Origin of the sequence: Microlunatus sagamiharensis, from assembly GCF_900105785.1 — a bacterium.
Classification (GTDB): domain Bacteria; phylum Actinomycetota; class Actinomycetes; order Propionibacteriales; family Propionibacteriaceae; genus Microlunatus; species Microlunatus sagamiharensis.
Genome location: NZ_LT629799.1, coordinates 4,219,037 through 4,243,766, shown reverse-complemented (window position 1 = coordinate 4,243,766; position 24,730 = coordinate 4,219,037). Strand labels below are relative to the sequence as shown.

17 protein-coding genes are annotated in these 24,730 nt (G+C 72.0%); 7 read left to right on the top strand and 10 right to left on the bottom strand.

The window, feature by feature from the left end:
• Positions 1–18 precede the first annotated feature (18 nt).
• A complete protein-coding gene (locus BLU42_RS19650; RefSeq protein WP_197680538.1) occupies positions 19–5,391 on the bottom strand; it encodes a PKD domain-containing protein in 5,373 nt (1,790 codons plus the stop codon).
• Between the two features lie 330 nt (positions 5,392–5,721).
• Here BLU42_RS19650 and BLU42_RS19645 point away from each other — a divergent pair, with 330 nt between their 5' ends.
• Complete coding sequence (locus BLU42_RS19645; RefSeq protein ID WP_091078521.1) at positions 5,722–7,017, top strand: hypothetical protein; 1,296 nt, start codon at positions 5,722–5,724, stop codon at positions 7,015–7,017.
• A complete protein-coding gene (locus tag BLU42_RS19640; RefSeq protein WP_091078518.1) occupies positions 7,010–8,455 on the top strand; it encodes a polysaccharide biosynthesis tyrosine autokinase in 1,446 nt (481 codons plus the stop codon). The genes BLU42_RS19645 and BLU42_RS19640 overlap by 8 nt, the downstream gene beginning before the upstream one ends.
• A gap of 90 nt (positions 8,456–8,545) precedes the next feature.
• On the opposite strand, the gene BLU42_RS19635 is transcribed toward BLU42_RS19640, so the two are convergent.
• From BLU42_RS19635 to BLU42_RS19600, 8 genes are all read right to left on the bottom strand, one after another.
• A complete protein-coding gene (locus BLU42_RS19635; RefSeq protein ID WP_231918348.1) occupies positions 8,546–10,066 on the bottom strand; it encodes a lipopolysaccharide biosynthesis protein in 1,521 nt (506 codons plus the stop codon).
• A 198-nt stretch (positions 10,067–10,264) separates the two neighbouring features.
• Positions 10,265–12,763 carry a right-handed parallel beta-helix repeat-containing protein gene (locus tag BLU42_RS19630; RefSeq protein ID WP_157720105.1) on the bottom strand — a complete coding sequence of 833 codons (2,499 nt, stop codon included), beginning with the start codon at positions 12,761–12,763 and terminating at the stop codon, positions 10,265–10,267.
• A gap of 56 nt (positions 12,764–12,819) precedes the next feature.
• Positions 12,820–13,245 (bottom strand): adenylyltransferase/cytidyltransferase family protein, encoded by a 426-nt coding sequence (locus tag BLU42_RS19625; protein ID WP_091078510.1) that lies wholly within the window; start codon positions 13,243–13,245, stop codon positions 12,820–12,822.
• Positions 13,242–14,006: a CDP-alcohol phosphatidyltransferase family protein gene (locus BLU42_RS19620; protein WP_091078507.1), complete on the bottom strand. Its 765-nt coding sequence runs from the start codon at positions 14,004–14,006 to the stop codon at positions 13,242–13,244. Before BLU42_RS19620 ends, BLU42_RS19625 begins: the two co-directional genes overlap by 4 nt.
• Entirely contained in the window at positions 14,003–14,374 is a 372-nt protein-coding gene (locus tag BLU42_RS19615) for a hypothetical protein (RefSeq protein WP_157720104.1), read from the bottom strand. The genes BLU42_RS19620 and BLU42_RS19615 overlap by 4 nt, the downstream gene beginning before the upstream one ends.
• Before the next feature lie 178 nt (positions 14,375–14,552).
• Positions 14,553–15,455: a hypothetical protein gene (locus BLU42_RS19610; RefSeq protein WP_197680537.1), complete on the bottom strand. Its 903-nt coding sequence runs from the start codon at positions 15,453–15,455 to the stop codon at positions 14,553–14,555.
• Positions 15,452–16,600, bottom strand: coding sequence for a Gfo/Idh/MocA family protein (locus tag BLU42_RS19605; RefSeq protein ID WP_091078500.1), 1,149 nt, complete (start codon positions 16,598–16,600; stop codon positions 15,452–15,454). The genes BLU42_RS19610 and BLU42_RS19605 overlap by 4 nt, the downstream gene beginning before the upstream one ends.
• Positions 16,597–17,841 (bottom strand): DUF1972 domain-containing protein, encoded by a 1,245-nt coding sequence (locus tag BLU42_RS19600; protein ID WP_231918347.1) that lies wholly within the window; start codon positions 17,839–17,841, stop codon positions 16,597–16,599. The genes BLU42_RS19605 and BLU42_RS19600 overlap by 4 nt, the downstream gene beginning before the upstream one ends.
• Before the next feature lie 248 nt (positions 17,842–18,089).
• Between BLU42_RS19600 and BLU42_RS19595 the strand changes: the two genes are divergently transcribed.
• Positions 18,090–19,259, top strand: coding sequence for a glycosyltransferase family 4 protein (locus BLU42_RS19595; RefSeq protein WP_197680536.1), 1,170 nt, complete (start codon positions 18,090–18,092; stop codon positions 19,257–19,259).
• The gene (locus tag BLU42_RS19590) at positions 19,256–20,257 is read left to right on the top strand and encodes a glycosyltransferase family 2 protein (RefSeq protein WP_091078497.1); all 1,002 of its coding nucleotides are present in this window, start codon (positions 19,256–19,258) and stop codon (positions 20,255–20,257) included. Before BLU42_RS19595 ends, BLU42_RS19590 begins: the two co-directional genes overlap by 4 nt.
• On the opposite strand, the gene BLU42_RS19585 is transcribed toward BLU42_RS19590, so the two are convergent.
• On the bottom strand, positions 20,221–21,267 hold the full coding sequence (locus tag BLU42_RS19585) for a glycosyltransferase family protein (protein WP_197680535.1): 1,047 nt from the start codon (positions 21,265–21,267) through the stop codon (positions 20,221–20,223). The two genes, BLU42_RS19590 and BLU42_RS19585, sit on opposite strands and share 37 nt — an antisense overlap.
• A 101-nt stretch (positions 21,268–21,368) precedes the next feature.
• Here BLU42_RS19585 and idi point away from each other — a divergent pair, with 101 nt between their 5' ends.
• From idi to crtI, 3 genes are read left to right on the top strand one after another with little or no spacing between them, the layout of a single operon-like run.
• On the top strand, positions 21,369–21,944 hold the full coding sequence (idi, locus tag BLU42_RS19580) for an isopentenyl-diphosphate Delta-isomerase (RefSeq protein ID WP_091078492.1): 576 nt from the start codon (positions 21,369–21,371) through the stop codon (positions 21,942–21,944).
• A gap of 7 nt (positions 21,945–21,951) precedes the next feature.
• Complete coding sequence (locus tag BLU42_RS19575; RefSeq protein WP_091078488.1) at positions 21,952–23,160, top strand: polyprenyl synthetase family protein; 1,209 nt, start codon at positions 21,952–21,954, stop codon at positions 23,158–23,160.
• Between the two features lie 43 nt (positions 23,161–23,203).
• On the top strand, positions 23,204–24,694 hold the full coding sequence (gene crtI / locus BLU42_RS19570; protein ID WP_091078484.1) for a phytoene desaturase family protein: 1,491 nt from the start codon (positions 23,204–23,206) through the stop codon (positions 24,692–24,694).
• The last annotated feature ends 36 nt before the right edge of the window (positions 24,695–24,730 follow it).

Sequence of the window (24,730 nt, the reverse complement as noted above, 5' to 3'; positions counted from 1 at the left end):
GGTCCTGGCGTCCGTGCGTCAGTTGCGCGTGACCTTGTAGTTGTCGACCGAGGCCACCGGCACCGCGGTCGAGCTGGAGGCCAGGTAACCCTTGACCTCCGGGCTACCCGCCGACTGCAGCTCCGAGCGGGTGCTGGTCCCAGTCAGCTGCGCACTCGCCGGCTCCTGCGTCCCGGCGCGCCACACCTTGCCCGCGAGCGTCGTCGTGCCGGTACCACTGATGTCGAAGCGCATGTTGAGCACATCGCCCGGCGTGTAGGTCAGACCGCTGATCGTCTGGGTCTTCAACGTCGTCTCAGTACCGGAGACCACCTCGTAGGTGATCAGCTGCACCCCGCCCGCCGGCGTGACACGAGTCTTCAGCCGGTACATCGACGTGCCCTGCTTGCGCGACCCGAGGGTGAAGTAGTACCCACCGCTGGACGTGCCGTTCGGCAGCTTGTCGAGCGAGAACTGCACCGTCGTCGAGCTGTCGAGGACCGACACCGAGTTCAGCGACGCCACCGGACCCGAACCGCTCTTGGTCGTGATGACTCCCTTGCTGCCGTCGGTCGAGAAGAACGACGCGCCCGAGTCGGTCCAAGCGCCACCGGTGTCCGCGGTCCCCCAACGAGAACCCGTCCGACCGAAGCCGTCCGCGGCCACCACCGAGCTGTCCGCCGGCGGCGCCGTCACCGTGACCGACGCGGTCACCGAACCCGTCGCGCCCTGGTCGTCGGTCACCGTCAGCGTCACCGTGTAGGTGCCCGCCGCCGCGTACGTGTGGCTGTCGGTCTTGCCGGAGCCGGTCTTGCCGTCCCCGTAGTCCCAGCCGTACGAGGCCACCGTGCCGTCCGCGTCGGACGAGCCGCTGCCGTCCACCGCCACCGAGAGGTCAGTCACCTTGGTGCTGATCTTCGCCACCGGCTTCACGTTCGCCACCGGAGGCGTCGTCGTGGTGCCGCTGGTGACCTTGTAGTTGTCGACCGAGGCCACCGGCACCGCGGTCGAGCTGGAGGCCAGGTAACCCTTGACCTCCGGGCTACCCGCCGACTGCAGCTCCGAGCGGGTGCTGGTCCCAGTCAGCTGCGCACTCGCCGGCTCCTGCGTCCCGGCGCGCCACACCTTGCCCGCGAGCGTCGTCGTGCCGGTACCACTGATGTCGAAGCGCATGTTGAGCACATCGCCCGGCGTGTAGGTCAGACCGCTGATCGTCTGGGTCTTCAACGTCGTCTCAGTACCGGAGACCACCTCGTAGGTGATCAGCTGCACCCCGCCCGCCGGCGTGACACGAGTCTTCAGCCGGTACATCGACGTGCCCTGCTTGCGCGACCCGAGGGTGAAGTAGTACCCACCGCTGGACGTGCCGTTCGGCAGCTTGTCGAGCGAGAACTGCACCGTCGTCGAGCTGTCGAGGACCGACACCGAGTTCAGCGACGCCACCGGACCCGAACCGCTCTTGGTCGTGATGACTCCCTTGCTGCCGTCGGTCGAGAAGAACGACGCGCCCGAGTCGGTCCAAGCGCCACCGGTGTCCGCGGTCCCCCAACGAGAACCCGTCCGACCGAAGCCGTCCGCGGCCACCACCGAGCTGTCCGCCGGCGGCGCCGTCACCGTGACCGACGCGGTCACCGAACCCGTCGCGCCCTGGTCGTCGGTCACCGTCAGCGTCACCGTGTAGGTGCCCGCCGCCGCGTACGTGTGGCTGTCGGTCTTGCCGGAGCCGGTCTTGCCGTCCCCGTAGTCCCAGCCGTACGAGGCCACCGTGCCGTCCGCGTCGGACGAGCCGCTGCCGTCCACCGCCACCGAGAGGTCAGTCACCTTGGTGCTGATCTTCGCCACCGGGGCCGCATTGGTCGCCGACACCGTCACGGTGTGCGTGACCTTGTTCGAGGCGCCGAGGTCGTCGCTGACGGTCAGGCTGACCGTGAACGTGCCGTTGGTCGCGTAGGTGTGGTTCGGGTTCTGGTCGGTCGAGACCGAGCCGTCCCCGAAGTCCCAGGCCCAGCCCGAGACGGTGCCGTCCGGGTCGGAGCTGGTCGTCGAGTCGAAGGCGCAGGCGCGCTCGGTGCAGCTGCTCGTGAAGGCCGCGACGGGCGCCTGGTTGGGCGGCGGCGCAGTCACCAGGACCGGCTGGCTGGTCGAGGTGCTCTTGCCGTTGTTGTCCGTCACCGTCAGCTTGACGGTGTAGGTGCCGGCGTCCATGTAGTCGTGCGGGGCCGTCGCGCCGGTCGCGGTCTTGCCGTCGCCGAAGTCCCAGGCCCACGACGCGACCGTGCCGTCGGGGTCGCTGCTGCCCGAGCCGTCGAAGTAGCACGCGAGCTGGGTGCACGACGAGGTGAAGGCCGCGGTCGGAGCCGCGTTGGCCGAGGCGTCGGAGGCGAAGTAGTGGCTCTGCACCTGCGTCAGGCTCAGGGCGTAGGGGTAGACCGCCGCCTCGTCGAGGCGACCGTTGAAGAACGAGCTGTCGCCGCCCCAGGCGGTGTCGCCACCCACCCGCCAGTAGCCGGTGTAGCTCTGGGCGTCGGTCTGGCCGTTGGTCCCGACCAGGGCACCGTCGACGTAGAGCTTCATGCCGTCGGTGGTGTTCTGCGTCGCCACCATCTGGTGCCAGGCACCGTCGTTGTACGACTTCGGGGAGGTGACGAGGTTCGTCTGCCCGGTCCACACCCCGAAGGTCAGCTGGCCCGAGTTCTCCATGTAGACGTGCCGGTCGTAGTTGTTCGAGCCCCCGGACTGCAGGTCACCGAACCCGATGAGCTTGCCGCCGCGGGTGGTCGTGGTGTTGAACCAGACCTCCTCGGAGTAGCTGCGCGGGTTGGTGAACTGCCGCGAGGAGGCGAGCGTGTCGTCGTTGCCGTCGAAGGCCCCGGCGGTGCCCGGCGCCACCGTGGTTGCCGCGCCGAAGGTCACGCCGTTCGAGGCCACGCCCGGGGTGCGCCCCTGCGAGGAGTCGGCGACGGTCGTCGAGCCCGGCTGCTCGTTGAGCCGCCAGAACAGCGTCGGGTTGTCGGCGTAGACCTTCTGGCCGTACGCGTCGTCGGGCGAGGACGGCAGGTTCAGCGTCCGACCGGTCGAGGTGTAATGGTTGCGCACCTGCGCCGCGGTCAGCGCCGTCGGGTAGGTCGACACGTCGTCGATCGCGCCGGCGACGTTCTGGCTCGACCCCGTCGACGGCCAGCCGCCGAGGTTGTCACCGCCCACGCGCCAGTAGCCGTTGAAGGCCTGGCCGCTCGTGGTCCCCTGGTCGGCGCCCTCCAGGAGGCCGTCGACGTAGAGCTTCATGCCCCCGTCGGAGAGCGACACCACGACCTGGTGCCAGGCCCCGTCGTTGTAGGTCCCGCCGCTGGTGACGCTGCGCACGGAGCCCGGGTAGACGCCGAAGGTCAGGTGACCGGCGTTGTCGAGGTACACGTGCCGGTCGTAGCCGCCGCTGTTGCCCAGCTGGCTGTCGCCGAAGCCGAGGATCTTGCCGCCGGAGGTCGACGTGGTCTTGAACCACGCCTCCGCGCTGAAGACCTGCGGGGCGACCTCGCTGGAGGTCTGGCCGGCGGTGCCGTTGGCGGTCCCGTCGAAGGTGGCCGCGGTGTCCGGGGAGCCGTTCACGGCACCCGCGGTGCCGTTGGCCACGCCGCTCCCGAGCAGGAGGTCGTTGCCGCCCGCCCAGTCGGTGCTCACGGTCTGGCCGGCCTTCTCGTCGAGGCGCCAGTAGTGGTTGGCCCCGTCGTTCACGACGGCCTGGGCGTACGCGCTCTGGTCGACGACGTCGGTACCGGTCGTGATGGTGGTCGTCGCGCTCTTGAGGGTGTTGCCCTTGGGGTCGGTCGCGGTGACGTAGTAGCCGTAGGTCGCGCCCGGCGTGAGCCCGGTGTCGGTGAAGACCTGGGTCGGGAGGTTCCAGAACTCTGCCGGCTTCGTCTGCGTGAAGACCGGCGCCGAGCCCTTGTCGGAGCGGTAGAGCTTGTAGGTCAGCGACATGTCGTCGCGGTCCCAGTTGGACGGCCAGGAGACGCGGACGCTGGTGCCCGACAGCCCGCGGAGCTTGGGGGCGGAGTCGGTCGCGCTGACGCGCGGGCCCTGCTTGTTCGTCGCCAGGCTCGGGATCGCGAACCGGACGAGGCCCTGCTGCGCGACGTTGTTCACCGAGGGGAACTCACCGCCCTCGACGACGTACTCGTTCGTCGACTCCGTGGTCCAGCCGCCCTGCGCCTGGCCGGTGTAGGAGCCGGCCGCGACGTCGGGGAACCAGTTGATCACCGACGGGGCCGGCTGGCCGTAGAAGTCGTAGTAACCGCCCGCCGTGTTGTGCCCGACCGTCGTCGTGGCGTCGAGCGTGAAGGCGTTCGCCCGCTTCCAGCGGTTACGTGGGTTCGTGTCGGGGAAGGCGTTGATGTTGCTGCAGTCGTGGTGGTGGCTGACGGTGTAGAGGATGCCGTTGGACACCGTGGAGTCGTAGGTGTCGCCGTGGCAGTCGGCCATGGACTTGATCGCCCCCGTGTACGGGTCGGCGACGAGCTGGCCCTCGAAGTTGCCGGTCCCGCCGAACCAGTAGGCGGACGCGTACACGTTGGTGCTGTCGGTCTTGACCGAGTAGATGCCTGCCGAGTTCCCGTAGTTCTGCACGGTCTGGTTGACCGCGAACGGGTACGAGCTGCCGTTCGCCGCGTCGATCGAGCCGATGCCGGGGGCGGTCGCGCCGTTGAGCTTGCTGAAGATGCCTCCGACGATCACGCGGGTGCCGTCGGGGCTGAGCGCCATGGTGTTGACCGTCGAGTCAGCCGTCGGCGCCCAACCGAGCGTGGCCCCGGTCGTGGGGTCGACCGCGGCGAGACGGTTGCGGGCCACCCCGTTGGCGCTGGTGAACCAGCCGCCCAGGTAGACCGCCGACTTGGTGACGACGACCGAGAAGACGTCGGAGCCCATGGTCGGGGCGAAGGTCGAGACGAGCGAGCCGTCCGCGGTGTTGAAGGCGGCGACCCGGCTGCGCGTCTTGCCGTTCACCTCGGTGAAGGCGCCGGCGATGTAGAGGCGCGACTTGTCAGGCGACAGCGCCATGGCCCGGATGCGCCCGTTCACCGTCGGCGCGAAGCCGGCGTCCATCACGCCCGTGCGGATGTTGAAGGACAGCAGGTTGCTGCGCGGGGTCTGGTTGGTGCCTGCGGCCGAGCCGGCGGGACGCGCGTTGGCGAACTGGCCGCCCGCGTAGACGGTGTCCCCGGCGATCGCGGTGTCCCAGACGACGCCGTCGATCTGCACCGTGGGCAGTGCGTCGGCGGTGACGCCGGCGTCCGGCCGGTCGACCACGTTGTAGGTCGGATCGGTCGCGGCGGTGGCGGCGGCGGCTGGCGCGGCGCCTCCGGCGACGACGAGGCCTGCGGCCAGCAGCGCCGACGAGACCAGGCCCGCGAGCAAGCGGGCAGGACGAGATGACGTGACAGTCATGTGTTCCCCGAAAACTAATGGCCCCACCCCTGGGGCCTCCCCCGAGCCCCATCCCCGGAGACTCGGTGAAAAATATACGTGACGTTCGACGAGTCTTCAGCCAAAGCGCGTAACTACGTGGCACGGGGACCGGCCCCGGGGGAACCGCTGAATTCGCCTCTCCGGGGCCCGCTTGAACTACTGTGTGGCCCTGAACGGCTCGCAAGCGCCCAGCGACGACCACGAGCCAGCCGGGCTCGACCACTGCCGCGCAGGCCCGGACCACGGGGTTCGACGTCCGTCCGGAAGGGGCAGTGCGCCATGGGTGAGCTCAGCCTCGACGGCCTCCTCCTCGCCGTGGTCGGCGGCATGCTGCTGATCCTGCTCTTCGCCTTCCTGCGTCGTTCGCCGAAGGTGGCGATGGTGGCGTGGCTCATCGGGATCTTCTTCATCCCGGTGTGGATCGGGCAGACCGTGTTCGCCTACTTCCCGGCGTTCGTCATCGTCGGGCTCCTGGCCACGCTCAGCCTGCTGCCGACGCCTCTCGCCATCCGACCGACGGTGGCCGACGTCGTGCTCCTCGGCGTGGTGGTCGCCGTCGTCAGTCTCTACGCCCTCAAGCTGACGACTCGGAGCGCGACCTTCGACCTCCTGGTCGTCTGGGGGGTCGCGTACGCGCTCGGCCGCCTGATCGTCCACGTGGTCGACCAGGCCTGGATCTACGGAGCCTTCGGCGTCTTCGGGGCCGCAGCCAGCGTGGTCGCGCTGGTCGAGTTCGCCACCGGGCGGAACCTCTTCATCACCTTCCTCGGCAACAACTCCGCGACCTTCGCCCGCTGGGGCTCGTTGCAGGCTCGAGGCGACGTCATCCGGGCCGAGGGTGCCTTCGGCCATGCCATCGCGCTCGGGATCACCCTCGCGGTCGCAGCCTGCCTCGTGCTCGGCAGCCGCTTCCGGCCGGCGCTCAAGACGGCTCTGGCCGGCCTGTGCCTGGCGGGCGTCGTGGTGAGCTTCAGCCGCAGCGCGATGCTCACGGCGCTCGTGTCGATCGTGCTCGTCTGCCTGTTCCTGCGAGGACCGCTGAGCCGCACGTACCGCGTGGTCGTCCTCGTGCTCCTCTCCGCGACAGCGGCTCTCGCCGCCGGCCCGATCATCGGGGTGTTCGACACCTCGAACGAGGCGGAAGGCAGCGCGCTCTACCGCGCGGACCTGCTCCAGCTCGTCAGGACGATGAAGCCGCTGGGCCTGAGCGGGAGCTTCTCGGTCTCGACAACGAGCGAGGTCTCCGTGGGCGAGTTCGGGTCGGTCGACAACGCACTGCTCCTGATCGGGCTGATCTTCGGCTGGGTCGTGCTGGGAGTCGTCCTCCTGGTCGCGATCGGTGGTGTCGTCACGATCCTGCGAGGCCGCGCCTCCATCGCCACCATCGTCGCGGTCGCGCAGATCCCTGCCCTCCTCACGGTCGCCTTCATCACCCAGTACGCCGCGGTCGCCTGGTTCACCGTCGGCCTGGCGGTGGGCAGCCAGGCGCTGAAGAGCGCCACCGCTCGCCCGGGCCCGGGTGCCGATCTCGACCATCACGTCCCTGTAGCGAGAGAAGAAAGAGCTCATGCCTGACCAGTCCAGCCACGAACGCGCGCAGCTGACGCTCCGGGACATCGGCAAGCTGCTGATCCGCGCCGCGGTCTTCATCGTCGTCCTGACGCTCCTCGGTGGAGCGGCAGCATTCGCGGTGTCGTCCCGCGCCACGCCCCTGTACACGGCGACGGCGACCGAGTACTTCGCCATCACCACCGGACGCTCGGCCTCGGAGCTCTCGCTGGGGTCCAACTACCTGCAGGACCAGATGGCGTCCTACGGCGAGCTCGCCACCTCGCCGGCCGTGCTCAACCCGGTCATCGACTCGCTCGGGCTCGGGGTGAACGCCCGCCAGCTGGCGCGCAGCGTGACGGTCACCACGCCTCGGAACACGGTCGTCATGACCATCGACGTGGACTCCTCCGACCCGGCTCGCGCGGCCACCATCGCGAACGCCATCGCCCGCCAGCTCTCGGTGTCGGTCGGCAACGTCGCGCCCAAGCTCTCCGACGGTTCTGCGCTCGTCGCCGTGCAGTCCATCCAGGCGGCGACCGCGCCGAACGTGCAGTCATCGCCGAACAAGCGCCGGGACGCGGCCCTGGGCCTGCTCGCCGGGCTGCTGGTCGCCTGCGTCCTGGTGCTCGCCGCCGACCGGCTCGACCGGAAGGTCCGTACGCCCGCTGCGCTTGCCGAGGTCACCGACCAGCCCCTGCTCGGGACCCTGCGGACCACGAAGGCGATCGGTGGCGGGATGGTGATCCCCGAAGCCTCCCCCGCGGCCCACCTCAGCGCCGATGAGATCCGGCGTCTCCGCGCCGCCGTGGAGCAGCGGGTCCAGACGACGGCCGCGAGCGGCACTGTCCTTGGTGTCACCTCTGCCGTGCGCCGCGAGGGCCGCTCGACCGTCGCCGCGAACCTGGCAGCGGCGCTCGCCGAGATCGGGCACCGCACGGTGCTCGTCGACCTCGACCTGCGAAGCCCGATCGTCGACCGTCTCACCGGGACCAAGGCGGACGACGGCCTCGTCGCGGCGCTCGACAACCCCACCGTCCTGACCGAGGTCCAGCACAACGGAAGGCTGGCCGTGATCCCGGCGACGCCCGTGGCCAGCCCGACCACGGTTCTCGGGTCGCGGGAGTTCGGCGAGCTGCTGCAGCGCCTGCGCGCCGAGTACGAGTTCGTCGTCCTGGACACGCCCGCCATCCTGACGTCGGCCGATCCCACCGACCTCGCTGACCTGGTGGACGGCTTCCTGGTCGTCGCCGGCGCCGGAAGGGTTCAGCGGCAGCAGCTCGACGCCGCTCTCTCCTCGGCCGACCTGGCCGGGATGCGGGTCCTCGGGGTGGTGCTCAACGACGTGAAGGGCCGCGACCTGCCGAGCACCGGTACCGGTCCTGAGGCCAAGCCGGCGGGAAAGCGTGTCGCCCCCGCCGTGAACTGGGAACCCCGCCCGGCCGCCGAGCAGACCGCCTCCTGATCGTTCTCCCCAGGGCGTCCGACGACTCGGTCGTCGGACGCCCTGGGTGCCTCCCGCCCTCGTGCACCGGTCGCAGCAGGAGTACGGCGATCAGCGGGCGGAGCGACGAGACGCGGTACGGGCGATGGCGACCACGCTGAGCACGTCTCGGCGCAACGGAGCCAGCACGAGGACCACGAGGGCGTAGACGACGCCCGCAGCCCCCGTCGCCACCAGCAGCTGGGCCCAGGCCGGGAGGTCGCGGGACAGCCACGTCGCCCACCATGATCCGGCCGCCAGGAGCGTCGTCAGGAGCATCACCCGTCCCGCCCCGATGAACAGGGGCTTCACGTCCACGAAGGACTTGCGGGACAGCCACCAGAACGACAACGGCCAGGCGAGCGCCGGAGCCAGCGCGTAGCCCCACGCGACGCCGACCACGCCCCAGAGACTGCCGGTGAGGATGCACGCCACCTTGATCGTGACGGAGATGAGGGTGTACTGCAGAAGCTCCTTCGTCAGACCGTGCGACATGTAGATCCACAGGCCGACGTACGCGAGCGACTGGAAGGCGCCCGCCGCCGCCAGCAACCGCAGGATGGGGACCACGTCGGTCCACTGCGACCCCAGGAACACCTCGGCGATGGGCTGGGCGGCGCCGATGACCAGTCCCAGGCCGGCCACCAGGGTGAGTCCCAGGGCCGCCTGACCACGTTGGATGTAGCGGTCGGAGGCCGACTTGTCCTCACGCAGCCGGGAGAGGACGGGGAGCGCGACCTTCGTCGTCGGAGCCCGGAGCTGGCCCAGGGGTGTCATCAGCAGCTGGAAGGCTCGGTTGTAGAGCCCGAGGGCGGTCGCGTCGAAACGGAGCCCGATGGTCAGGGAGTCGATGTTGTTGCCCAGGTAGCCGATGAACTGCGACCCGGCGAGCTGCCACCCGAAGTTGAAGAGCGGCTTCATCGGCGCTCGCCTGGGTCGCCCGGGCAGCCACCCGGCCGAGATGGCGTTCCCTGTGAGCAGCACGACGGCCGTCGCGATCTGCTGGACGGCCAGTGCCCAGAACCCGGCTCCTTCCAGCGCCGCCACGATCGCTACGCCGAGCGCCAGGGCAGGGGCCACCACGTCGACGACAGCCAGGTTGCCGAACTTCATGCGCCGGTCGAGGTCCGCCCGGAACTGCGTGCCCATCCCGTTGAGCACGAAGATGAACGCGAGGACCTGGGTGAGCCCGACGAGCTCGTCCCGGCCGTAGAGCAGCGCAACGAGGGGCGCCCCGAAGAACACGACCACCGTGAGGAACCCGCCGGCGCCGGTGTTGATCCAGAAGAGGTTGTCGCGCTGCGCCTTCGACAACGTCTTCGCCTGGACCGCCGCCGAGGAGAGGCCGAAGTCTCGGAAGATCTCCGCCACGCCGATGATCGCCGTCACCATGGCGACCAGCCCGTAGTCCCCCGGGCTCAGCAGCCGGGCGAGGACGACGACGCCGAGGACCTGGAGGACGATCTTGACGCCCTGCGCCCCGACGGTCACCAGTGCTCCACGCGCCGCCCGACGTCCGAGCTGACCTCGGTCGACCGGGGTCGACGTGATCGACTCGGTGATCACCTCGACCTCGGGGTCAGGCGGGGTCACGGGGGGCGGAGCAGACACCGCTCGATGATCCCATCTGCGCGGCGGGGCCGCGTCACGCTGCGGATCTCCGTCGCGAGACGTGAGCCACGCTCCGCGGCGCTCGTCCCGGCGGCCACGAGGGGGCGCTGCTCACGCTCGCCGGGGAGGCTGCGTCACCGCCGCAGATTCCGGTGCCGGACTACCTGTCCGACCCGGAGCTCAGCAGCTCTGCAGGTCCGCCGCAGGGCACCCGCCCTGCAGGTGCTCGCGTTCGCCCTCGCCGACCCGTCGCGCGGCTCGGCTCAACGCGGCAGCGGCTTCCTTCGAGACGCTGCCCCTCGCGTCGACGACGGGGACGCCGGCGTCGAGCTCCACGCTCCCGCCGTCCTGCCCGACGGCTCGGAAGGCCGGTAGGTCAGGGATGTCGATCGGCTCGCGGTCCGGGCCCGCCCACCGCGCGAGCACCACGTTCGATCGGCTCCGCTGGTACACGTTCCCGCTCAGGGCCACGGACGTGTGCGACGGGTCCAGGAGGCCGGTCTGGTCCTCGAGGCACACCGCGCACCCGGCGTCGGGCTGCCGCACCACGTTGGCGCGGACGCTGATGTCTCGTAGAAGCCATGGCAGCTCCCCGTCGGAGGTGCGCCACCGTTCGTCCATCGCGAGCCGGAAGCCAGAGCGCCCGTTGTCGAGGACCACGTTCCCCTCGACATCGACGCGGTCGCTGTCGATCAGCCAGAGCCCGTCCAAACGGTTGCGCCGAAGGGAGTTGCCCACCACGTCGATGTCGCTGGAGATCTCGACCACCGCGCCCGAACCGGTGTTGGAGTCGAGCTCCGACCCGCTGAGCCGGAGCCCGGTGCAGCTCATGTCGCACCAGAAACCGTGGCCGAGGTTCTTGGTGAACCGACTTCCGGTCAACCGGACGTCGGCGGACTGCGTCACCTTCATGCCTCCTGCGGAAGGTGCCCGGTTGAACCGCTCGACGTTGTTGTCACTCACGAGCAGGCCGGACGCCCGCAGGCCGTCGGCACCGTCGGCGTGGATGCCCATCAGGCCGTTGCCCTGAGCGGTCACCCTCTGGAGGGTGACGTCGTCGTTGATCACCGAGAGCCCCGTGGTGGCGTTGTCCTGGGTCACGAGGTCCGTGACGCGAACGTCGCGAGCTGCGACCAGGACGGCACCGAGCTGCCACACCGAGGTCGCGTAGCGGCGGACGCCGATGCCGCGCAGGACGTCGCCCTCGCCCACCACCGTCACCGCGGTCGCCAGGGTGCTCGCGCGGACGGCGCGACCGGTGGGGCTGGAGCCCATGACGAGCTGGCGCGCGGGCTGGTCGACGAAGAAGGTGCCACCGGTGACCTCGGCCCGCGACCCGACCTGGCGCTGAGCGGTGCCGTCGAGCCACAGCTGGTCGGGGTGGGCTGCCATCGGGTGCGCCGGGTCGACGAACGTCCACCCCGGGCGCGGGTCCTCGGGTGCCCCCTGGGTGTAGGTGGGGCTCGCGTCGAAGCGGTGCTCCCAGCCGTCGACCACCCACGCGCTGCCGGCCTTGCGCCAGCCGGAGACCCGGCTGCTGCCGTCGAGCCAGACCTCCTCGCCGGGCCAGGCCTGCACGGTGACGCGCTTCTCCCGGGGCAGCACGAGCGACTCGTGGTAGCTGCCCTCGCGCACCACCACGGTGGCGCCGTCCGGGGCGGCCGCGACCGCTCGGGCGATGCTGGTGTAGACGCCGCCGGACGGGCGGGGGGCGACGACGAGCGCGTCGTCGGGAACCGGGTACCGGGTTCCGCCCACGCTCGTCGACCCCACCCGCGCTGGGCGCACGAAACCGGTAGCCGCTCCGGGCGCCGAGGGCGCGGGCCCCGTAGCCGGGGCAGAACCGGACGTTGACCCTGCACGGGACGATTCGGCAGCGGACGGAGGGCCGTCGGTCTGGCCCTTCGCCAGCGCGACGACGTCCAGGTTGTCGTAGAGCAAGACCTGTCTCGCGCGAGAGCTCCCGGACAGGTACGACCACAGGGTCGTCTGACCGCCCGCGACGAGCGCGGAGGCCGAGTCGTCGGTGGCCCGGACCTGCCACTCCCGCGGCGCCGCACCGCGGGCCGCAGCGGCCGCGACCTCTACCGGTCCCGACCCGGTCGCGCGGCAGACGACGTGGAAGACCTGCCCCGCCTTGACGTTCGTCGCGACCTTGCGCTCCGGAGACAGCGGGCGGACCTGCTTCGCTCCGCCGTCCTGACGGGAGATGGACAAGAAGGCCGTGCCGCCGGAGAGTCGCAGCACGCAGCGGTAGAAGAACCCGCTGCTGCTCCGCAGCTCCACGGCGCTGTACGCACCTCCTCCGGTCGCGGCGGGGTCCGGGGCGGTGAAGTCGACCGAGACGCGGAGGTCGACCGGCTGCACGGTGCTGAGGTTGACGCGGGCGCCGGCTCCCGGCGCGAGGGCGACCGACCCCGAGCCGTCACCGACCGAGAAGGTGCCGCCGGCCGTGCTGCGCCACTCCCCGCCCTGGTCGGCGGTGCCCCAGCCGTCCTTCACCTCGCGCGAGAAGGAGTCGGCGGCCACGGTCGACGACGTGCCACGGTCGACCGGCGACGCCGGCTCGCTCCCGCCCGGGGTGCGCAGCCCGAGCACGACGAGCCCGACGACGAGGAGGGCGGCGACGACGAGCGTCACCACGACCACGGCGCCCCGTCGCGCCCCGAACCTCGTCACCCTCGCCCTTCCTTGCGGCCTCCGCTTGCCTCGCCCCCCGTGGGCCCGTCGAGCTCCTAGCGTTCGGCCAGGAGCTGCCTCAGCAGGGTGCTCGAGGTGTGGGCCGTGTAGGGGAAGTAGCTGACCTCGACCCCGACGCTCGCCATGTCGCGCTCGAGCTTGTCGCCCTTGGGCGTGCCCCGCCAGTCGTCGCCCTTGAAGAGGACGTCGAAGCCGACGCGGCCCCACACCTCGAGCTTGTCGCTGGAGAAGTCCGGCACGACCTCGTCGACGATGGCCATGCCCGCGACGACCTCGCAGCGCTCCTCGAAGGGGATGACCGGGTGCTTGCCCTTGGCGGCGAAGAGGGCCTCGTCGGTGACGACGCCGACGACCAGCCGGTCGCAGCGCTCGCGGGAGCGCTTGAGGATGTTGAGGTGCCCGATGTGGAACATGTCCCAGGCGCCGGGGACGTAGCCGAGCACGCCGGGTCCCTCGCTCATCGGACGCCCTCCGGCTCGAGGGCCTTCATCTCGCGGAACCACTTCACGACGCTGAGCGCGAGGAGGCCCACGGTGGCCGCGGCCAGCAGCCCGTACACGACCGCGAATACGGTCGGGAGGCCGAGCAGCAGGAAGCAGGCGCAGAGCAGGCCGTAGTCGGTCGGCAGCTTGCCGAGGCTCCGCAGCGGGCTCGCGCCCTGCTTCGGCGGGGTCGGCAGGCCGGCCTTGAGGCGGTGCACACGGAGGAGCTGCTCGTTGAGCAGCTGGCCGAAGAAGAGCACGACGCCCGCGATGCTGAAGGCGATCGGCACGAGCAGCCAGCCCTCGGCACGCTCGGGCAGGAAGCGGTACCACCCGATCAGCACGGCCAGGTGCAGGCTCGCGACCTTGCCGGCGTCGAACATGTGGTCCAGCCACTCGCCGGCCACGCTGCCGCCGCCGCGCAGGCGGGCGAGCTGGCCGTCGGCGGAGTCGAGCGCGTAGCCCAGGACCAGCAGGGCGGCGACCAGGACGCCGACCCACCAGGCCGGGGCCAGCAGGGCCACGAGCAGGATGCCGGCGTAGGTGAACACGGAGCCGACCGCGGTGACCTGGTTGGGGGTGGCCCCGACCTGGTACGCGGCGGCGGCGAAGACCCGGCCGAGGGGCCGGTTGACCAGCAGCGAGTAGAGCGGTGCGCCGAACGAGGTCTTCTGCGCGTCGCGGAGCCGGCGGTACGAGGCCGCGAAGCCCGTGTCCTCGCCGGCGACGGTGCTCGTCACGCGACGGCCTCGGACTGCACGCTGCGCAGGGCGTGGCCCAGGACGGCGCTCGCGCTGCGCCGCGGGGCCGGCAGGGCGGTGCTGCCCGGCCACCCCTCGGCCTCGTCCTCGGCGACCAGGACGACGGCGCCGTCCGGCACCTGGCCGGCGGCGTGGACCACGACCTCGTCGACGCCCCGCACGGCCGAGGCGATCTCGAGGCGCTCGGCGAGGGGCACGACAGCCGGCCGGCCGGTGCGCGCGCGCACCTCGTCGTCGTCGAGGACCCCGAGGACCAGGCGCTCGCAGCGCTCGCGCGCCGACGCGACCAGGTGCAGGTGCGCGACGTTGAAGAGGTCAAAGCTGTGAGGCAGGTAGCCAACGCTCACGAAGATGCTCCCGTACTACGAAATTCCCCCGCAGGAACAGTCGACGTCCACGTCGATCCGTCCAAGATCATAGCGGAGGCGACCCGGCCCTGGGCCGGATCCGGAACTGAAGCGAGGGGCCCTGCGGCGCCGGCCGCTCTCCCTCGCGGGCCGGCGGCACGACGGTCCCCCCGCCCGGTCAGGCCGTCGGCCAGTACTGGTCGACCAGCCGCTTCGTCGACGCGATGTTCGCCCGGCTGGAGGCGCCGAAGACGATCGACTCGATGTTCGGCTGCTCGCAGACCCACTCGATGGCCTCGGCCGGCGGGATGGCGCCGGAGGCGAAGACCGACATCGCGATCGCCCGGAACTGCCGGGTGGCGAGGAGCTGCTGGTAGCCCTCGATGCCGCCGCTCATCCGGAAGCCGACCTTGTTGATGTTCGAGCAGATGACCGGGTTCTCCAGGCCGAGGCGCTCGAGCACGTCGAGCAGCTTCGGCGTGTTCATGGTGATGTAGCCCGGCTCGGCGCCGTAGCGGCCCCGGACGTGCTCGTCGAAGATGCGGAAGGCGTCGTCGAAGCCGAGCCCGAGGAGCAGGTCGACGACCACGTTCTGCAGGAAGATCACCGGGGTCCGCAGCCCGGCGAACATCTTCATCTCGGAGTCGATGAGCAGCGTGACGATGCCCTCGATGTCCTTGCGGGCGAGGGACCGGGTGCCGCGCATGGCCGCGTCGAGGAAGCCGCCGTCGGGCAGGAAGCGCTTGATCGCGCCGAGCGGCCCGTCCTCGGTCATCGCGTTGGCGTACTTGTGCGCGTACGGCATCCCGGGGAAGAAGGTCATCTCCGGGTAGCGGTCCGGGTTGGCCCGCACGTGGTCGCAGACCAGCGCGATGCGGTCGTGCGTGGTGCACATGAACGTGTGCACGCCCTCGTCGTACGCGGCGTCGAGCACGGCCTGCACGGCAGAGATGTCCTGGAAGCGCATGGCCTGGGCCCGCGCCTTCTCCTCGGACATGTGGTTGACGCCGAAGAACTGGTTGTCGCCGAAGAGCAGGCGGTCCATCGTGAAGGGCTTGGGGGTCTCGAGCGTGGACGTCACCGACGGCCTGCCTTCCGGAAGAGGGAGCGGACGCTGCGTCCGATCGTGCGGGCGCCGGCGGCCACCCCGGCGAGGCCCTCGGGCTCGGCGCCGGACGGGGCGAGCGCCGCGGCGCGCGCGGTCGCCGGGGTGCCGGAGGCGTCGGCGACGATCATGGCGATCGAGCGGTCGGTCACCGCGGCGGCGTCGAAGTTGTTGCGGCCCTCGAGCTTGCCGGCCTCGACGCGCGAGACGAAGGCGTCGACCTGGGCGCTGTACTCCTCGCCGCGGACGTAGAACCAGACCTCGTCGGTCAGCTCGGTCGTGTACTTGACGTTCCAGCCGGCCGTGTAGCCCGCCGGTGCGAGGTCACCGTCGCGCAGGTAGGCCTGCACCTCCTGGCGGTCGGCCGAGATCCGGCCCTGGGTCCCCCAGATGGTGATCTTGGTCGACATCTTGCGCTGCGACTCGTCGCTCCAGTTGATCGACAGCTGCGCGGTCACGTCGTCGTCGAGGAACAGCGTGCTGAAGACCTCGTCGTCGGTCTCGCGGGAGAAGACCGGCTTGAGCACCGAGCCCCCGGCGCGGCGGGTCTCCCCCGCATACCAGTTCACGAGGTTCAGCGGGTGCGCGGCGTAGTCGTAGAGGCTGCCGCCGCCGAGCGTCTTCTTGGTGCGCCACGTCGAGCCCTGCGGCTTGAGCACCACCGGGCCGTACGCCTCGGCGAGCAGGTGCGTGACCTTGCCGATCGCGCCGGCGTCGACGAGGCGCTTGACCTCGGCGAAGGCGCCCACGTAGCGGTAGTGGTAGCCGACCTGGGTCACGAGGCCGCGCGAGCGGGCCAGCGCCGCGAGCTCCTCGGACTCCTCGGGGTCGAGGCAGAAGGGCTTCTCGCAGAAGACGTGGAGACCGGCCTCGAGCGCCTTGCGCACCATGGGGCCGTGCATGGCCGACGGCGTCGCGATGACGACCGCGTCGAGGTCCGCCTTCGCGATCATCTTGTCGAAGTCGTCGTAGGTGGGGAGCCCGGTGTACTTGCCGAGCACCGAGAGCAGGTAGCCGGTGGCGTCGCAGATGCCGGTCACCTGCACGTCCGGGTGCGCGTTGACGATCGACACGTGGGACAGGCCCATCTTGCCGAGGCCGACGAGGCCGACTCTGATCACTGGTGTTCCTCTCGGGGGAGTGCCGCCGGGTCCACGTAAGGAAGCAGCAGCTGTTCGTACTGACCGGCGACGTGCTCCCAGGTGAACTCGGAGGCGTGCCGTGCGCGGGCGGCCTCGCCGAGCCGCGCCACGAGGGCCGGGTCGGCGACGAGCCGCTCGAGCGCTGCGTCCACGTCGTCGGCGGTGCTGAAGAACAGCGCCGCCTCTCCGGCGACCCAGCGGTTGTAGGCGTTGTCGTGCGCCAGCACCGGGTTGCCCGCACCCAGGGCCTCGACCAGCGAGGGGTTCGTCCCGCCGACGGTGTGCCCGTGCACGTAGGCCAGGCTGTGGAACCGCAGCGCCGCGGTGACCGCGGGGTCGTAGATGCCGCCGAGGAAGCGCACCTCGGGCGAGGCCGCCTCCACCACCGCGCGGTGGTAGTCGTCCTCGTCGGGCTTGTAGCCGCCGAGCACCACGAGCTCGACGCCGCGCTCGCGCCGCGAGAAGCCCTCGACGATCTCGAGGATGGTGTTCTCCGGGATCGGCCGCGCGATGAGCGTGAGGTAGCGGCCCGGCACCAGCCCGTACGCCTCGACGACGTCGGTCGGCGCCTCCGTCACGGTGGGCGCCCCGTAGGTGACCGTGGTGATCTTGCGCGCCGGTGCCCGCGTCCGCAGGTAGTCGTTGATCACCGGGTGGTCGGCGATGAGGTGGTTGCCGACGAAGCAGCCGATCCGCTCGTTGACGTAGAGGATGGCCTGCCGCAGCTTGCCCCAGCGGGCACGCGACCACTCGATGCCGTCCATGTTGATCACGTTGGGGATGCCGAGCAGGCGCTGCGCCACGTTGAAGACGGCGGTGTTGTAGCCGAAGGTGAGGCAGATGTCGTCGTGGGCGGCCGCGTGCGCGATCGTCTTCAGGTCGAACTGCGAGGTGCCCAGCCAGCCGTCGCGGTCCACCGGCACCAGCACCCGCTCGAGCCCGCGCCAGGTGTCGGTCGTCACCGGCCCGGTGCCGGGCACCTGGCAGTAGACGACGACGCGCCAGCCGGCGTCGCGCAGGAAGAGGGCGACGTTCTCGGCCGCGGTCTCGAAGCCGCCGTACGCCGCGGGGACCCCGTGCGTGCCGAGGATCCGAACCGTCCTAGGGTGGTGCGCACCGAAGCGGTCGAGCAGCACGCGGCGCCACAGCGGCGCGGCGGACGACGCTTCCGTCGTCGTCTCCGGCACGCGTGCAGGGGCGGCCGCGGAGGGGTGGGGCACGTCTGGTCACTCCTCCAGGTACCGGGGGTCCCGGTGCACGTCGTTGCCCGGATGAACCACAAAGGGTAGTGAGAATTGCCCCCGGCCGCCTACTTTCCTGCCCTGTTGTGACGACAGTCATCCCCGGCTCCCCTATGCTCGCCGGGCGCCGCCGACCCACGTCGGCCGCCGGTCGAGCCCGCGCCGGAGCGGGTCCCGCCCCTACTTGGGGCCACCCGCAGAGAACCACCCGTTGAGAAGGAGCCGCCGTGCCCACCGCGGAGCAGAGCCTGTCCGGGGTCACGGTGCTCGTGGCCAACCCCTCCCCCGACGTCTACGGGTCCGACCTGCAGATGCTGGAGAGCCTGTCCGCCGTCGTCGGCGCGGGCGGCCGGGCGGTCGTCGCGATGCCGCACGACGGCCCGCTCGCCGCGATGATCCGCGAGCGCGGCGCCGAGGTGGAGATCGTCGACTTCCCCGTGGTGCGCCGGGCCAACCAGTCGGTCCGCGCCTTCGCCGAGCTCGCCTGGTCCGCCGCGTCGGCCACGGCGCGGCTGACCACCTACCTGCGCCGCACCCGTCCGGACGTGCTCTACGTCAACACGGTCACGCTGCCGTGGTGGCTGGCGGCGGCCCGGCTGTCGCGGACGCCGTCGGTCTGCCACGTGCACGAGGCCGAGAACACCGACTCGATGGTCGTGCGCCGCCTGCTCGTGACCCCGCTGCGCCTGGCCGACGCCCTGCTGGTGATCAGCAGGGCCGCCCTCTCGGCGCTCACCGACGTGGACGAGGGGCTGCGGGCCAGGGCCAACCTCGTCTACAACGGCGTGCCCGAGCCCGACGAGGACCCGCGCCCCGCCACCCGGGGCGCGAGGCTCCGCACGATCGTCGTCGGCCGGCTGTCGCCCCGCAAGGCGCCGCACGTGGCCCTCGAGGCCGTCGCCGAGCTGCGCCGCGAGGGCCACGACGTCTCCGTCGAGCTCGCCGGCTCGGTCTACCCCGGCTACGAGTGGTACGAGGCCGAGCTCCGCGAGCGGGCCGGGCAGCCCGACCTCGAGGGCGCCGTGGAGCTGCCCGGCTACTGCAAGCCGATCTGGCCGCACCTGACCGCGGCCGACGTCGTCCTGGCGCCCTCCCTGCGCGAGCCCTTCGGCAACGCGGTGGTCGAGGCCCAGCTGTCGCTGCGCCCGGTCGTGGCGTCGCGCGCGCTCGGCCACCTCGAGAGCATCACCGACGGCGAGACCGGGCTGCTCGTCGAGCCCGACGACGCCCCGGCGATGGCCGCGGCGCTGCGACGCCTGGTCGAGGACGAGGCGCTGGCCACGCGGCTGGCCGAGCAGGCCCGTCGCCACGCCCTCGACCACTTCTCCCCCGCGCGCTACCAGCGCGAGGTCGTCGCCGTGCTCGCGCGGCTCGTCGCGCGCTCGAAGCGCCGGTGAGCGCCCCCGACGGGGCCGCCGCACCGGCCGGGCCGCTCACGGTCACCCTCGCCGTCCTCACCTTCCGCCGACCGACCGACCTGGACGCCGTCCTGCCGCTGCTCGTCGAGCAGGCGGCGGCGCAGGGGGACGCGTACGAGGTCGGCGTCCTCGTGGTCGACAACGACCCGGGTGGCGGCGCCCGGACGCAGGTCGAGGCCTTCGCCCGGACGGCGACGGGCGGCGGGACGAGCGGGATCGCGGTGCGCTACGCCCACGAGCCGGTCCCGGGGATCTCGGCCGCCCGCAACCGAGCCCTGACCGAGGCGGGGACACGCCTGCTGGTGTTCATCGACGACGACGAACGGCCCTCCGAGCGCTGGCTGTCGCTGCTGCTCGCCCAGCGCGAGCGCGACGAGCCCGCCGCCGTCGTCGGCTCGGTGGTCAGCACGTACGACGTGGAGCCGGACGCCTGGGTGCGCGCGGGGGGCTTCTTCACCCGTCGCCGCCTCACCTCGGGGACGCGCGTCGACGTCGCGGCGACGAACAACCTGCTCCTCGACCTGGACGTGGTGCGCCGCCTCGGGCTGTCCTTCGACCTCGCCTTCGGGCTCGGCGGCGGGGAGGACATGCTCTTCAGCCGTCAGCTGCGCGCCCGGGGCGGCCAGATCGTCTGGTGCGACGAGGCCGTGGTGACCGACGTCGTGCCCGCCGAGCGGGTCAGCCGCCGCTTCGTCCTGGTGCGGGCGATGAGCTACGGCAACACCTGGAGCCTGACCTCGGTCGCGGCGGCCTCCGCGGGCTCCCGGCCCCTCGTCCGGGCCCGGCTGGTCGTGCAGGGCGCGGCCCGCGTCGTGCTCGGGGCGGGCCGGGCGCTGCTCGGGGCGCTGCGGCGCAGCGCGACCGACCAGGCGCGCGGGCTCAAGACGGCGATGCGCGGTGCCGGGATGGTCGGCGGCGCCCTCGGGGTGCGCCACCAGGCCTACCGACGGCCCCGAGCCTCCACCGCCTCGCGGTAGGCCGCGACGTGCGCGGCCGCGCCGGCCGGCCAGTCGCGCGCGGACAGGTCGGGCCCGGCCGCGCGGCCCTCCGCCTCCACGGCGTCGAGGGCGGCGACCAGGTCGTCCGCGTCGAGGTCGCCCTCGTACTGCAGCACCCAGCCCGGGCCGACCTCGGCCGAGAGCGCCGCGTTCGCGGCGTTCGCCGGGACCAGGACGGGGGTGTCCAGCGAGAGCCCGGCCAGCACGGTGCCGGAGTTGTGCATGTGGCTGTAGGGCAGCACCAGCAGCGCCGACGACGACACGACCTCCACGAGCTCCGGCTCGTCGAGGAAGGCGAGCGAGAGCTCGACGCGGGGGTCGGCGGCGGCGAGGGTGCGCAGGCTCGAGGCGAGCTCCTCGGTGGACGGCTTGCCCGCCACGCGGAGCGAGGCCTCACCGGGCACGCCGGCGAAGGCGGCCAGCAGGCCCTCGACGTTCTTGTAGCGACGGATCAGCCCGACGAAGCCGAGCGAGCGCGGCCGGCGCTCGCCGCGGGGGTGGCGGGCGTACCACTCCTGGTAGTGCCCGTGGGGCACGACGGCGGCGAGGGTGCCCGGCGGGACCGGGGTGTCGGAGTTCAGGGCGATCCGCAGCGTGGTCCAGCGGTCGGCCCAGGTGAGCAGCAGGCGCTGGCGCCGGGAGAGCCCTGAGGGCAGCTCGAGGTTGTGCTGGGTCCGCACCCAGGGGATGCGCGCGAGGCGCAGCCGTAGCACGAGCAGCGCGAAGAGCGCCTGGCGCACCAGGGCCTTCAGCGGCGACGCACCCTCGACCAGGATCTCCGGCCAGTGCACGTGGAAGACGTCGTAGTCGGCCCGCAGCGCGCGGCGCCAGGTGAAGGTCCGCACCTCCACCCCCGGCGTCGCCGCGAGCGCGTCGCGCAGCATGACGATGTAGGGGTTCGTCGTCGGTCGCGGGTCCGGGAAGGACTGCTGCACGACGAGCGGGCGGCCTCCGTCGGGCGGGCGGGGCGTCGTTCGGCGGATCGGCACGTCGTCTCCAGGATGGGGGGCGACCAGCCTAGGGCCCGCGGCCGCCTGGCGTGGCCTCCTGAGCGCGGTCCGGGGGCTGGCGCGCCGGGTACGGTGTGCCCGTGACCGCGCCCCCCACGAGCCGGCCCGCCGGCACCGCCGGCCCCGAGAGGGTCGTCCTGCTGGACGCTGGACACCAGCCCTCGGGCACCGCGCTGAAGTCCGAGGTGCACGACTCCGAGACGGCGCTCCACCTCGCCTTCTCCAGCTACGTCAGCGACGGCGAGGGCCGGGTCCTCCTGACCCGCCGCGCCCTGGACAAGCGGACCTGGCCCGGCGTCTGGACCAACACCTGCTGCGGGCACCCGCAGCCGGGCGAGTCCTTCGACGACGCCGTGCGCCGCCGCATGGTCGACGAGCTGGGCCTCGAGGTCGGCGAGCTGACCTGCGTGCTGCCCGACTTCGCCTACCGCGCCGTCGACGCCAGCGGGGTCGTGGAGAACGAGGTCTGCCCGGTCTTCGTGGCGCGGACGCATCCGGGCTCGACCGTGACCGCGAACGGCTCCGAGGTCATGGAGTGGAGGTGGGTGGAGTGGCAGTCGCTGGCCGCGGCCGTGCGTGCGACCCCCTTCGCCTTCAGCCCGTGGTCGGTGCTGCAGGTGCCGCTGCTGGACGCCCAGGCCTCGTCGTGGGTATGAGACCCGCGTGACGTCCGCATCCCGCAAGCCCGCCGTCGACGTGGCGCAGCCCGACGACGCGACGGTGCTCGCGCTCCCGACGGCCTCGACGACCGCGCTCACGAAGGACTACCTCGAGCGCGTCGACCAGACGTTGCGAGAGGCGATCGGCCGCCTGGTGCACACCTGGCGCGTCGAGCTCGCGTACTCCCTCGGGCCGTCGGGCCCGGCCGCGTCGCCGCCCGACATCCTGCTCGAGCACGACCTGCCCGAGATGCTCCAGGCGCTGAACGGCACCGGGGGCAAGCGGATCCGCCCGAGCATGGCGCACTGGGGCTGGGTCGCCTGCGGCGGCAGCAGCCGGGCCGACCTCGGCCAGGACGGGGGCGTGGACGGCGGCGCCGCCGACGTGGTCCGTGCCGGGGCGGCGCTCGAGCTGCTGCACATCTTCGCCCTCATCCACGACGACGTCATGGACGAGTCGGACTCCCGCCGGGGCCAGCCGTCGGTGCACACCCTCGCCGCCCAGCTCCACCTGCACGCCGGCGCCCGCGGCGACGCGCGCCACTTCGGCGAGTCGATCGCCGTGCTCGTGGGCGACCTCGCGCACGCCGAGGCCGACCACCTGGTCACCGAGCTGCCGCGGCCGATGCGCGCGATCTGGCGGCTGCTGGTCATCGAGCTCGTGCACGGCCAGAGCCGCGACCTCACCGGGAGCGCGGCCGGGCGCCGCGACCTCGACCACGCGCGCCGCGTCGCCCGGATGAAGTCCGGCCGCTACACGGTGCAGCGCCCGCTCGAGCTGGGCGCCGCGGCGGCCGGCGCGCCGGACGTGGTCCGCGACGCGCTGCTCACCTACGGCGAGGAGGTCGGCGAGGCCTTCGCGCTCCGCGACGACCTGCTCGGCGTCTGGGGCGACCCCCGCTCGACCGGCAAGCCCGCCGGCGACGACCTGATCAGCGGCAAGCCGACGGTGATCATGGCGCTGGCCGAGGAACGCCTGCACGGCAGCGCGCGCCGCGTCCTGCGCCGGGTCGGCACGCCCGAGCTGAGCCCGGCCGACGTGACGGCCCTGCAGTCCGCGCTGGCCGAGCAGGGTGTCGTCGAGGCCGTCGAGGCGCGCATCAGCGAGCACGTCCGCGCTGCGAGCGCGGCCCTGGCGAGCGTCGACCTCGACCCCGCCGGCGTGGCCGGCCTGACCGGCATGGCCCACCTCATCGCCTGGAGGGACCGGTGAGCACTCCGCGCACCGGCGCTCCGGGCAGGACCTGGAGAACTCGTTGAGCCCCGTCATCGTCATCGGGGCGGGCCTCGCCGGCCTGGCCGCGGCCTGCCACCTCACCGGTGCCGGCTACGAGGTGACCGTCGTCGAGCGGTCCTCCGGCCCGGGCGGGCGCAGCGGGCAGCTGCGGCGCGAGGGCTTCGCCTTCGACACGGGCCCCAAGGTCCTGACGATGCCCGACCTGATCTCCGACGCCCTGCGCGCCGCCGGGTCCGACCTGTCGGCGGTCGGCCCGCTCAAGCGGCTCGACCCCGCGTACCGCGCCCGCTACGCCGACGGCAGCACGATCATGGTCCGCGGCACGCGCGAGGAGATGCGCCAGGAGATCGCGGACACCTGCGGCAGCGTCGACGCGGCCGCGTTCGAGGAGTTCGTGACCTGGCTGCGCAAGCTCTACCTCGCCGAGATGCCGCACTTCATCGACGCGAACTTCGACTCCCCGCTCGACCTGCTCCGCAGCCCGCGGGCCGCCGCGCAGCTCGTGCGCCTGGGCGCGTTCCGGAAGCTGGGTGACGCGGTCCGCTCCTTCTTCCACGACCCGCGCCTGGTCAAGCTCTTCAGCTTCCAGGCCATGTACGCCGGCCTGGCGCCCGAGAAGGCGCTCGCGATCTACGCCGTGATCACGTACATGGACAGCATCGAGGGGATCTACTTCCCCGAGGGCGGCATGCACGCGGTGCCGCAGGCCCTCGCCGCCGCCGCGGAGAAGGCCGGCGCGAACCTGCGCTACGACGCGTCCGTCGAGTCGGTCCTGCGCTCCCCCAGCGGCCGCGTCGCCGGGGTCCGGCTGGCCGGCGGCGAGGCCCTCCGCGCCGACGCCGTCGTCTGCACCCTCGACACCCCCGTCGCGTACGAGCAGCTGCTGCCCGACCTGCGCCCGCCGCGCGCCGCCCGCCCGGGCAAGGGCGACTACTCCCCCTCCGCCGTGGTCTGGCACGTCGGCGTCAAGGGCATGCCGCAGCCCGAGGCCGCGCACCACAACATCCACTTCGGCGAGCAGTGGGACGAGTCCTTCGACGCCCTGCTCGAGCGCGGCACGCTGATGCCCGACCCGTCGCGGCTGGTCTCGGTGCACTCCCTCGACGCGCCCGACCAGGCTCCCGAGGGCTGCTCGTCGCTCTACGTCCTCGAGCCGGTCCCCAACCTCGACACCGGGCGCATCGACTGGCGCCAGGAGGGGCCGCGGATGCGCGACCGTCTCCACGGCTTCCTCGGCGCGAACGGCTACCCCGACGACGTGGTCGTCGAGGAGCTGCTGACGCCGCTGGACTGGAAGGAGCAGGGCATGGCCGCGGGCACCCCCTTCGCGCTGGCCCACACCTTCCCCCAGACCGGTCCGTTCCGCCCGCCGAACGTCGAGAAGCGCCTCCCGGGGATGTTCTTCGCCGGTTCCGGCACGGTCCCCGGCGTCGGGGTCCCGATGGTCCTGATCTCGGGCAAGCTCGCGGCGAAGCGGGTGTCCGACTACCTGCCGGGCCCCACGCGTTGAGCGCGGCAGTGCCCACCGGTTCCCCGGCCGGTCCGC

Excerpts from the sequence above, each read along its gene's own strand:
- BLU42_RS19640 (WP_091078518.1), top strand. The coding sequence starts at position 7,010 with ATGCCTGACCAGTCCAGCCACGAACGCGCGCAGCTGACGCTCCGGGAC.
- BLU42_RS19645 (WP_091078521.1), top strand. The coding sequence starts at position 5,722 with ATGGGTGAGCTCAGCCTCGACGGCCTCCTCCTCGCCGTGGTCGGCGGC.
- BLU42_RS19625 (WP_091078510.1), bottom strand. The coding sequence starts at position 13,245 with ATGAGCGAGGGACCCGGCGTGCTCGGCTACGTCCCCGGCGCCTGGGAC.